The organism is Streptomyces otsuchiensis (assembly GCF_004305975.1).
Taxonomy (GTDB): domain Bacteria; phylum Actinomycetota; class Actinomycetes; order Streptomycetales; family Streptomycetaceae; genus Streptomyces; species Streptomyces otsuchiensis.
On sequence record NZ_BHZI01000205.1, the window covers coordinates 1 to 10,798 of the forward strand.

Annotated in this window: 7 protein-coding genes; 5 read left to right on the forward strand and 2 right to left on the reverse strand. The window is 74.5% G+C overall.

The annotated features are described in order from the left end of the window. Positions 1 to 362 precede the first annotated feature (362 nt). The 3 genes from topA to E0D90_RS18655 all read left to right on the forward strand — a co-directional run bounded on the left by topA (position 363) and on the right by E0D90_RS18655 (position 7,780). A complete protein-coding gene (gene topA / locus E0D90_RS18645) occupies positions 363 to 3,260 on the forward strand; it encodes a type I DNA topoisomerase (protein WP_130799324.1) in 2,898 nt (965 codons plus the stop codon). Positions 3,261 to 3,529: 269 nt separating this feature from the next. Further along, positions 3,530 to 6,736, forward strand: a complete 3,207-nt coding sequence (tmk, locus tag E0D90_RS18650; RefSeq protein ID WP_130799325.1) for a dTMP kinase — start codon at positions 3,530 to 3,532, stop codon at positions 6,734 to 6,736. A 186-nt stretch (positions 6,737 to 6,922) separates the two neighbouring features. Further along, the gene (locus tag E0D90_RS18655; protein ID WP_130799326.1) at positions 6,923 to 7,780 is read left to right on the forward strand and encodes a right-handed parallel beta-helix repeat-containing protein; all 858 of its coding nucleotides are present in this window, start codon (positions 6,923 to 6,925) and stop codon (positions 7,778 to 7,780) included. 48 nt (positions 7,781 to 7,828) lie between these two features. On the opposite strand, the gene E0D90_RS27950 is transcribed toward E0D90_RS18655, so the two are convergent. Then, complete coding sequence (locus tag E0D90_RS27950) at positions 7,829 to 8,473, reverse strand: sortase domain-containing protein (protein WP_227870314.1); 645 nt, start codon at positions 8,471 to 8,473, stop codon at positions 7,829 to 7,831. Next, positions 8,470 to 9,180, reverse strand: coding sequence for a CHRD domain-containing protein (locus tag E0D90_RS18665; RefSeq protein WP_103500484.1), 711 nt, complete (start codon positions 9,178 to 9,180; stop codon positions 8,470 to 8,472). Before E0D90_RS18665 ends, E0D90_RS27950 begins: the two co-directional genes overlap by 4 nt. 242 nt (positions 9,181 to 9,422) lie before the next feature. Here E0D90_RS18665 and E0D90_RS18670 point away from each other — a divergent pair, with 242 nt between their 5' ends. After that, the gene (locus tag E0D90_RS18670; protein WP_157996891.1) at positions 9,423 to 9,953 is read left to right on the forward strand and encodes an RNA polymerase sigma factor; all 531 of its coding nucleotides are present in this window, start codon (positions 9,423 to 9,425) and stop codon (positions 9,951 to 9,953) included. Next, positions 9,946 to 10,722 (forward strand): hypothetical protein, encoded by a 777-nt coding sequence (locus E0D90_RS18675; RefSeq protein ID WP_130799328.1) that lies wholly within the window; start codon positions 9,946 to 9,948, stop codon positions 10,720 to 10,722. Before E0D90_RS18670 ends, E0D90_RS18675 begins: the two co-directional genes overlap by 8 nt. Positions 10,723 to 10,798 lie beyond the last annotated feature (76 nt).

Sequence of the window (10,798 nt, forward strand, 5' to 3'; positions counted from 1 at the left end):
CACCGGTTCCGGCCCGTACCCCCGTGGCGGGCACACACCCGGTGCGCACCCGGTGTTCCGCGCCCCGGAGCCCGCCGCCCGCACCCCGCGGAGCGTGTCCCGGACCGGTCCCCGCCCGGGTGCGCCGGATGACCGGTGCCGTGCGTCGTCATCCTGCCAGAGCGGTCACTGCGCGCCATCCGGCGGCGGAGGGCGGCCTTGTCGGGTTACCGTCGAGAGGCAGTGAGCAGAGTGGTGGGGTGTTCTCGTTTGACACGCAGGCGGGAGGTAGCGTCACACTCCGCACCAGTACCCCCGATACCCGGACCTTCCCGGGAGCAGCCCCCGACGGGGGCCGAGCCGACGGAGAGAAGAGCGAGAAGTTGTCCCCGACCAGCGAGACCGCGAACGGCGGACGCCGACTTGTGATCGTCGAGTCGCCGGCCAAGGCCAAGACGATCAAGGGCTACCTCGGGCCCGGGTATGTGGTCGAGGCCAGTGTCGGGCACATCCGCGACCTGCCGAGCAGCGCCGCCGAGGTGCCCGCCAAGTACAAGGGACAGCCCTGGGCGCGGCTCGGGGTCAACGTCGACGAGAGCTTCCAGCCGCTGTACGTCGTCAACAGCGACAAGAAGGAGCAGGTCAAGAAGCTGAAGGACCTGCTCGCCGAGTCCGACGAGCTCTACCTCGCCACGGATGAGGACCGCGAGGGCGAGGCCATCGCCTGGCACCTGCGGGAGGTCCTCAAGCCGAAGGTCCCGGTCCGCCGGATGGTCTTCCACGAGATCACCAAGGACGCGATCCGTGCCGCTGTCGCCAATCCGCGTGAGCTGAACCAGCGGCTGGTGGACGCCCAGGAGACCCGGCGCATCCTGGACCGGCTCTACGGGTTCGAGGTCTCGCCGGTCCTGTGGAAGAAGGTCATGCCCCGGCTGTCGGCCGGACGGGTGCAGTCGGTCGCGACCCGCATGGTCGTCGAGCGGGAACGCGACCGGATCGCGTTCCGGTCCGCCGAGTACTGGGACCTGACCGGGACCTTCGCGCCCGGCGCCGGTGCCTCCGGCGCCGACGACGCCACCACCTTCGACGCGCGGCTGGTCTCGGTCGACGGCCGCCGCGTCGCGCAGGGACGTGACTTCGGTGCCGACGGGCAGCTCAAGCAGCCCGAGCAGGTCCGCCACATCGACGAGGAGACCGCGCGGGCGCTGGCCGCCGCGCTGGAGAGCACCGACTTCGCGGTGCGCTCCGTCGAGTCGCGGCCCTACCGCCGTTCCCCGTACGCGCCGTTCCGCACCACCACCCTCCAGCAGGAGGCGTCGCGGAAGCTCGGCATGGGTGCCAAGCCCACCATGCAGGTGGCGCAGCGGCTGTACGAGAACGGCTTCATCACGTATATGCGGACCGACTCCACGACGCTGTCGGACACCGCCGTGCGTGCCGCCCGCGCCCAGGTCACCCAGCTCTACGGCGCCGACTACCTCCCCGACCGGCCGCGCACCTACGCCGGGAAGGTGAAGAACGCGCAGGAGGCGCACGAGGCGATCCGTCCCTCCGGTGACCGGTTCCGCACCCCCGCCGAGACCGGCCTGCGCGGCGAGCAGTTCCGCCTCTACGAGCTGATCTGGAAGCGGACCGTCGCCTCCCAGATGAAGGACGCGGTCGGGCAGTCCGTGACCGTCAAGGTCGGCGGGCGCTCCGCCGACGGCCGGGACTGCGAGTTCTCCGCCTCCGGCAAGGTCATCACCTTCCACGGCTTCCTCAAGGCGTACGTGGAGGGCTCCGACGACCCTGCGGCCGACCTCGACGACCGCGAGCGGCGGCTGCCGCAGGTCACCGAGGGCGACCCGCTGGCCGCTCGTGAGCTGTCGGTGGACGGCCACGCCACCAAGCCGCCGGCCCGGTACACCGAGGCCACGCTGGTCAAGGAGCTGGAGGAGCGGGAGATCGGCCGCCCCTCCACCTACGCCTCGATCATCGGCACCATCCTCGACCGCGGCTATGTGTTCAAGAAGGGCACCGCGCTCGTCCCGTCCTTCCTCTCCTTCGCCGTCGTCAACCTGCTTGAGCTGCACTTCGGGCAGCTCGTGGACTACGGCTTCACCGCGAAGATGGAGGACGACCTCGACCGGATCGCGACCGGCGAGGCGCAGGCGGTGCCGTGGCTGCGCCGCTTCTACTTCGGCGCGGACGCCGCCGACGCCGCCGACCGTGACTCCGGTTCGGCGCCCGCCCCGGACGCGGCCGACGCCGCGTCGGACCCCGACCACCTCGGCGGTCTGAAGGCGCTCGTCACCGACCTGGGCGCCATCGACGCCCGCGAGGTCTCCTCGTTCCCGGTCGGCGAGGGCATCATGCTGCGGGTCGGCCGCTACGGCCCGTACGTGGAGGCGCCGCCCGTCGAGGGGGAGGAGGACACCCCGGCCAAGCGCGCCGACGTTCCCGACGACCTCCCGCCGGACGAGCTGACCCTCGACCTCGCGAAGGAACTGCTGGCCAAGCCCAGCGGCGACTACGAGCTGGGCACCGATCCCGTGTCCGGCCACAGCATCGTCGCCAAGGACGGCCGGTACGGGCCGTACGTCACCGAGGTGCTGCCGGAGGCCGAGGCGGCGAAGGCCAAGGGCGGCAAGGCGGCCAAGAACGCCGCCAAGCCGCGCACCGCCTCGCTGTTCAAGTCGATGTCGCTGGACACCGTCACCCTGGAGGACGCGCTGCGCCTCCTGTCGCTGCCGCGCGTGGTGGGATCGGACGCCGAGGGGGTGGAGATCACCGCGCAGAACGGGCGGTACGGCCCCTACCTCAAGAAGGGCACCGACTCCCGGTCGCTGACCGACGAGGAACAGCTCTTCACCATCACCCAGGACGAGGCGCTGGCCATCTACGCCCAGCCCAAGCAGCGCGGCCGGGCCGCGGCCAAGCCGCCGCTGAAGGAACTGGGCACCGACCCCGAGACCGAGCGTCCCGTCGTGGTCAAGGACGGCCGGTTCGGCCCGTACGTCACCGACGGCGAGACCAACGCGACGCTGCGCCGGGACGACGAGGTGGAGACCATCACCCCGGAGCGGGGTTACGAGCTGCTGGCGGAGAAGCGGGCCAAGGGCCCGGCGAAGAAGACGGCCAAGAAGACGGCGGCCAAGAAGGCCCCCGCCAAGAAGGCCGCCGCGAAGAAGACGGCAGCGAAGAAGACCGCCACCACGAAGGCCACGGCGAAGAAGACGGCCAAGAAGACGACGGCCAAGAAGGCCGCGACGAAGAAGACCGCGGCGACGAAGGCCGAGTAGCCGTTCGCCTCCCCGGGGGCGTGCGCGACACCGTCCGACGGTGTCGCGCACGCCCCCGGACCGCTATCTCGTCACGACTCCGCACCGCTCTCCGTCCCCCGATCCCGTCGGCCCGGGGGCTCCTGGCGTGCCGTCGGCGCGGGTCGGGCGCGCTGACCGGCGACGTCAACGCGGCTCCCCCTCGCCCACCCCGACGACACCCCGTGCGGGACCGGGCGTTTGTTCGGCCGGGTGGAAATCGTGTCCGTCCCGACCGTTACGCTGGCCGGATGACGCGAGCAGACCAATCCAAGGTTGCCGACCCCACCGGCGACGCCACCGACGAGGCGCTCGCCGCGGACTCGCGGGCGCGCGGACCGCGGGCCCTGCTGCGGGTCCCGGCGATGCGGCGCCTGTGGGAGGCGCAGTTCACCGGCTCGGTCGGCGATGTGCTGGCCATGCTGGTGCTGATCCTCCTGGCGGTTCCCGCGGCGGCCTACTCCGGAGCGCTCGGCGACGGTGAGCGCGGTGTCCTGTTCGCCGTCGCACTGCTGCTCGCCGTCCGCGTCGCCGCGACGGCGCTGGCCGGTACGGTGCTGCACGGCCAGATCGGCAAGCTGCTCACCGCCGACGGCCCGTTGGACCGCCGCTGGACGATGGTGGGGGCGGACGGCCTCCGTGCCGCGGTGCTCATCGTCGCCCCCCTGTGGATCGACTGGCTCCCCGGCTCCGCGTACGTCTACCTGCTGGTGACGGCCTTCGTGCTGGGCGCGGCCGAGCGTGTCTGGGCCATCGCCCGTGACAGCGCGGCCCCCGCGCTGCTGCCGCCGCCGCCTCCGGAGGGCGCGGCGATCCGCCCGCTGCCCGCCCACAACGAGGCGCTGCGCAGCCTGTGGATCCGCGCCGCCTTCCTGGCGGTGCCGCCGGCCGCCGCCGCGCTGACCGCGGCCGCGCTGCTGAGCAATGTGCTGGCCACCGTCATCGACTGGTTCGGCACCCACCAGGCCGCGCTCGCCTCCTATGTGGCGGCCGGTCTGTTCACCGCCTCCGTCTCCGCGCTGTACTTCCTGAAGCTCCCCGCCGTCGAGACGGCTCGCCCGCGCTCGCCGCTGGAGGGGCTGCGTCGCCCGTCCGCCGGCACCGGCCCGGACAAGGGCCGCACCGGTGCGATCCCGACGCTGGTCATCACCTGCGCCGCCGTCGCCGCCGCGGTGGCCGCCGCAAGCTCGCTCGCCGCGCTGCACTCCTTCTACCTGGGCGCCGGCCCCGTCTTCTTCGGTCTGCTGCTGCTCGCCCTGACCGGCGGCACCGCCGCCGGTATCCGCTGGGCCTCCTCGGTGCTGCCGGGTCTGACCCGCCGTCGGCTGCTGGCGCTGGCCGTGGTCACCGCCGGGCTCGGACTGCTGGCCACCGGCCTGGTCTCCGACTCCGCGACCGTGCTGCTGTGCGCCCTGGGCGCCGGCCTGGCCGCCGGTGTCGCCGCCCGCACCGGCCACGTCCTGCTGGACCAGGAGACGGAGGAGTTCCGCCGTCCCCGTCTCACCCAGCATCTGCACGCCGTGCTGCGGCTCGTCATCGGGTCGGCCGTGGTGCTGGCTCCGGTGCTGGCCGGGCTGATCGGCTCGCACCGCGTCGGCAGCGGCGACTTCGTGGTCACGCACGGCGCCGCCGCCTACGCGCTGATGATCATCGGCGCGCTGCTGCTGCCGGTCGGTGCCCTGGCGCTGCGCGCCACCGACGACCGGCGCGGCGTGCCGCTGCGGTCCGACCTCCGGGACGCCGTCTTCCCGCGCGAGCCCGCCGAGGCCGCCGCCGGCACCGGGTTCTTCATCGCCGTCGAGGGCGGGGACGGCGCCGGCAAGTCCACCCAGGTGGAGGCGCTGGCGGAGTGGATCCGCGGCAAGGGCCACGAGGTCGTCGTCACCCGCGAGCCGGGGGCGACCGCCGTCGGCCAGCGCCTGCGCACGATCCTGCTCGACGTCTCCAGCGACGGCCTCTCGCACCGCGCCGAGGCGCTGCTCTACGCCGCCGACCGTGCCGAGCACGTGGACTCCGTGGTGCGCCCGGCGCTCGCCCGGGGCGCCGTCGTGATCTCCGACCGGTACATCGACTCCTCGGTCGCGTACCAGGGCGCCGGCCGCGACCTCTCCTCGACCGAGATCGCCCGGATGTCCCGCTGGGCCACGGACGGCCTGGTGCCGCAGCTGACGCTGCTGCTCGACGTGTCCCCGGAGACCGCCCGCGAGCGGTTCACCGAGGCGCCGGACCGGCTGGAGTCCGAGCCGAACGAGTTCCACCAGCGGGTGCGCGCCGGCTTCCTCGCGCTGGCCGCCGCCGATCCGGCCCGCTACCTGGTGATCGACGCCGGGCAGGACCCGGAGTCCGTCACCACCGCCGCCCGGCACCGTCTCGACCAGGTGCTGCCCCTCTCGGAGGCCGAACTCAAGGCGCAGGCCGAGGCCCGCCGGAAGGCCGAGGAGGAGGCCCGTCGCCTCGCGGAGGAGGAGCGCAAGCGGCGCGAGGAGGAGGAGCGGCTCGAACGCGAGCGCAAGGAGGAGGAAGCCCGCCTCGAACGCGAGCGCAAGGAGGAGGAGGCCCGCCTGGAGCGTGAGCGCCAGGAGGAGCTGGCCCGGCTGAAGGCCGAGAAGGAGGAGCGCGAGCGCCGCGAGGCGGAGGCCGCCCGCAAGGCCGAGGAGGAGCGTCAGGCCGAGGAGGCCCGCCGCCGCGCCGAGGAGGCCCGCAAGAAGGCCGAGGAGGAGCGGCTGCGCCGCGAGGCCGAGGAGCGGGCCCGCCAGGAGGAGCAGGCGCGGCTGCGTGCCCAGGCCGAGGAGGAGGCGCGGCTGCGCGCGCAGGCGGAGGAACGCCGGCGGGAGAAGCAGCGCAAGGCCGAGGAGGCCCTGCTCCGCGCCGAGCAGGCCCGCAAGGCCGCGGCGGAGGAGGCCGCCCGCCAGGAGCGGGCCGAGGCCGCCCGGCGCCAGGCGGAGGAGGACGCCGCCCGGCGCGCCCGCGAGGAGGAGGACGCCGCCCGGCGCGCCCGCGTGGAGGAGGACCGCCGTCGCGCCAACGACGAGACGACGGTGCTGCCCGCGGTCGGTGGCGGGGACAAGCCCCGGTCCGCCGACGACGACGAGACGGCCGTGATTCCGGCCGTGGGTTCGGACGACGAGACGGCCGTCATCCCGGCGGTGGGTTCGGACGACGAGACGGCCGTCATCCCGGCGGTCGGGGAGGGCGACTCCGGGCGCGACTCCGGGCGCGACCGCGGTCGCGGTCGCGACGCGAGCCGCACCGCCGACGTCGAGGAGACCGCCCAGCTGCCCCAGATCGACGAGGCGTCGCTGCCGCCGCGCCGGGACCGTCCCCAGTGGGCGGAGGAGACTCCGCTCGACGACCTGCCGACGCTGGCGGACGAACTGCTCGGCCCGCGCGACTACGACGAGGACCGCAAGGACGACGACGGCAAGGGTGGCAAGGGCGGCCGGAAGGGCCGCCGCTGACACCGGTCGGCGTGCGCGCCGCGCGCCGCTGAGGACGACAGGACGCCGCCCGGCCCCCAACGGGGCCGGGCGGCGTCCTGCGTGGGGTGACGGCGGGCCGTGCGATGGGCCGTCCGGGTGAGCGCGCACCGGGCACAACGGTCATTCGTTGCTTCTAGTGATGATCTGACGATAGATCTGAGCGCCATGTGGGATCTCCGTCGTCACCGTTCTGGCGGCCCCGCCGCCCCCTCCGCGCGTGCCACCGGACGCGACGCCCCGCGTCCCGTCCTCACGGCGGCTGCCCCGGCGGTGACCGGGCTGCTGCTGATCGGGCTGGTCGCCCTGCTCGCCGGGTGCGGAGCGCTCAGCCCCCGCCCGGACGACGCCCGCCCCGGGCCGCCCGGCCACCACGCGACCATCACCGTGCCGGGTGACGCCGCCACCATCCAGCAGGCCGTGGACGCCGCCGTCCCCGGAGACCTGGTACTGGTCGACCCGGGTGTCTACCGGGAGAGCGTCACCGTCACCACCCCGCGCATCGTGCTGCGCGGGGCCGACCGCGACCGGGTCGTCATCGACGGGGGGTCCCGCCGCGACACCGGGGTGACCGTCACCGCCCCCGAAGTGGCCGTGGAGAACCTGACCGTCCGCCACCACCTGGTGCAGGGCGTCGCCTTCACCGGAACCGAGGACGAGCCGCTGACCGGCTACCGCGCCTCCTACCTGACCGTGCACGACAACCACACGCACGGCGTCCTGGCGCGGCACGCGCGGCGCGGCCTGGTCGAGCACGTCCACGCCTCCGGACACTCACGGTCTGGCGTCCACATCGCGCACTGTGACGCCTGCCGGTCGGTGGTCCGCGACACCGTGAGCGGGCCGGGGGGCACGGAGGCCGTGTCGCTGGAGGCGGCCGACGACGTGACGGTCGAACCGGCGGCGCCCGACGCCGTCGCCGGTCCGGACCCCACCGGCCGGCCGCAGCTGCCGGGCGGCGCGGGCGCCCCGCCACGCCCGGCCGTCGCCGCGCCCGCCGCGACCGAACCGGCCGCCCCCGCCTGACCACCACGCCGCGCGGCGCCCGGGGGCGTGGGCGGGGCCGTCCGGGCGTCAGACGCGGGTGGCGAAGACGACGAGATTCTCGGTGTAGCCGTCGTCGTAGTCGCCGTGGCAGGTGATCAGCCGCAGTTCGTCCTCCGGGACGGCGCCGAACACATCAACCGTCGGGAAGGCGTCCTGCGGGAACTCCTCGGTCCGCGCCACGCGGTACACGGCGTCGTCGTCTCCCAGGCCGACCCGCACCGTGTCGCCCGGCGCCAGGTCGCGCAGCCGGGCGAACACCGCCGGCCCGTCGGTGGAGTCCACGTGGCCGACGATGACCGTGGGGCCGGGGCCGCCCGGCCGTCCGCCCGGCGCGTACCAGCCCGCCAGGTCCGGATCCTCGGGGACCTCCATCGTGCCGTCGTCCCGCAGCCCGAGCCGGATCAGGCCGGACCGGACGCCGACCGCGTCGATGCCGACGGAGACCGGCCCGCCGTCCACCACCTCCGCGTCGCTGTCGCTGCCCGCGTCACGGTCGCGGTCATTGTCTCCGTCGTCGCCTCCGTCCGCCGCGTCCGGTGTCTCCGGAGCGCCGACGGCCGGGGAGCCGCCGTCGGCCGGTGGCACCCGCTCGGCCGGCGGCCCGGCGCACGCGGCGGTGAGCAGCACCACCGCGACGCCGGACCACACGCCCGCGCCGGGCGTCCACCTCATGAGGCGCCGCTGAACCGCCGTGCGACGCCCAGCCCCGCCACCAGGACGAGACCGCCGGCACCCGCCGCCAGCAGCGCCGTGCCGCCGGCCCCGCCGCTGCCACCGTCCGCGCTGCCGCCGAGCCCGGTGTCGACGCCGCCGACCGGCATCTCCACGAGCTGCCCGCGCACCGCGCCGGCCGGGAACTCCTCGGTGTGGGTGTCGCCGAAGAAGCTCTCCGGATCGTCCTCGATCTGCCGCAGGGAGAAGCCCTCGGCGGTGTCCACGTCATCGTCGTCGGTCAGGCCGGTGGTGAACGGCCCCTGCAGGCAGCCGGAGCTGGTGCGGACGTCACCGTCGCCCTCGGGGTCCGGGAAGGCCAGACGCGGCGGACCCGCCTCGCCCTCGACGGCCTCGTGGATGTGGGTCGCGGTCTTGGCCGGGCTCTCGTACGGCGGCTGCACGCCACGGGTGGTGAGGTCGTAGCAGATGATCTCCTCGTCGGAGTTGACGCGGTAGTGGAACTCACCGCTGCCGCCCTCCGCGCCGGGCACCGACTCCCCGTCCGCGTTGATGATGGTGTCCGGGTCGGCGTGCACGGTGAACGCGCTGGTGAAGGTGGACGGCTCGTCCACCTCGGTACCGGCGGAGGCGGTTCCGGCCGCGCCGAGGGTCAGCAGGGCGGCGGAGGCCGTGGCGACGGCGGCCCGTCGGGTGGCTGTCTTCATCGTGATCACCTTTCGGTAGCGGCGGGGACGGTCGGACCCCGCTTGTGGGAGGAATACGGAGCGCGGCCCGCCGGCGTTCACGGCCGGCCGGATATTTCTCCGGAGCCGGCCGCGGCGCCCGTTGGCCCGGCGCCCGCCCCGGGGGCGCGTCGAACGCGCGGCGCGCCCGGGCCGTATACCGTGGCGTGACCCTCACCGTGACGGGACGGGCGACCCCCGAGCGGGCGCCGGCGACAAGGAGCGTGATCGAGCTGCCCGGCGAGCTGGACGAGCCGTTCGACGTGGCGACCGCCTACGACGAACACGGCGCGTCGCTCTACGCCTTCGCGCTCAACGCCCTGGGCGACCGGGCCGAGGCGGAGGAGTGCGTCCAGGACGCGTTCACGCGCGCGTGGCGGGCACGCGGCTCCTACCGTCCCGAGCGGGCGACGGTCCGCACCTGGCTCTTCGCGATCACCCGGAACCTGGTGGCGGACGCCCTGCGTGCCCGGCGGCGCCTGCCGCACCCGGTGGAGCTGACCCGCGCCGGCGAGCGTCCCGACCCGGCCGACCCCATGACGGCCAGCCTGGACCGGCTGGTGGTGGCCGACGCGCTGGAGCACCTGTCGGAGGAGCACCGCGAGGTGGTCGTGCGGGTGCGGCTGAACGGCATGTCGTACGAAGAGCTGTCACGGATCACACACGTACCGGTCGCGACCCTGAGGACGAGGATGTACTACGGCCTCCGGTCCCTGCGGAAGGCCCTGAAGGAGGCGGGTGAGAACCATGCCTGACCACCACGAGGTCGGACCGGCCGCCGAGCGGGCACGCGCGCTCGAACTGCTCGACCTCGGCGCCGGGCGCGAGCTGACGGCGGCCGAGGAGGAAGAGCTCGCCCGGTTGCTGGAGCGCCACCCCGGCGTCGAGTACACCGGGTTCGAGGGTGAGCTGGATGCCCTGGACGCTCTGGGGCCCTACCGGGACGAGCAGCCGCCGCCCGGACTGCGCGCACGGGTCCTCGCCGCGGACCCCGGGGCCGAAACGGGGGCCGCCCGCCCCTACGGGGTGCCCCACGGCGCGCCGGGCGGTGGCGGCGTCCGGCCGCTGAACGGCCGCCGCCCGTTGCGAGGCCGCCTCGGGATGCTGGTCGCCGCCGCCGCGCTGGTCGGTTTCGGCGCGGTCGGCGGGGCGGTCGTGACCGCGCTGGCCGACCGGGTGGACGGGCCGCCGACGGGCCCGCCCGGCACGCTCGGCGCGGTCGAGCCGATCGCCTTCGACGGTGAGCCGGACGGCGTCGCCGTCGACGCCTCGGTCGTCGCCCACACCTGGGGCACGGAGACGCTGCTGGATGTCGACGGGCTGCCCGTCGGCGACACCTTCACGGTGGTGGTGATCAGCTCCGACGGCACCGAGTTCGACTCGGGCGCCTTCATCGCCTCCGAGGTGCCCGTGGTGTGCGCGGTGAACGCCGCGGTGCTGCGGCCCGACGTGGGCACCATCGAGATCCGTGACGTCGACGGGGCCACCGTGATGGCCTCCGAACTCCCGCCCGCGACCTCCTGAGGCGCCGGATGTGAGCTGCCGGAGGTGTGGCCGGCGGTTCGGGTCTCTCCTGACTCGGCGGGCGGGAGTTCGGAGG

Excerpts from the sequence above, each read along its gene's own strand:
- tmk (WP_130799325.1), top strand. The coding sequence starts at position 3,530 with ATGACGCGAGCAGACCAATCCAAGGTTGCCGACCCCACCGGCGACGCC.
- E0D90_RS18655 (WP_130799326.1), top strand. The coding sequence starts at position 6,923 with ATGTGGGATCTCCGTCGTCACCGTTCTGGCGGCCCCGCCGCCCCCTCC.
- E0D90_RS27950 (WP_227870314.1), bottom strand. The coding sequence starts at position 8,473 with ATGAGGTGGACGCCCGGCGCGGGCGTGTGGTCCGGCGTCGCGGTGGTG.
- E0D90_RS18665 (WP_103500484.1), bottom strand. The coding sequence starts at position 9,180 with ATGAAGACAGCCACCCGACGGGCCGCCGTCGCCACGGCCTCCGCCGCC.
- E0D90_RS18675 (WP_130799328.1), top strand. The coding sequence starts at position 9,946 with ATGCCTGACCACCACGAGGTCGGACCGGCCGCCGAGCGGGCACGCGCG.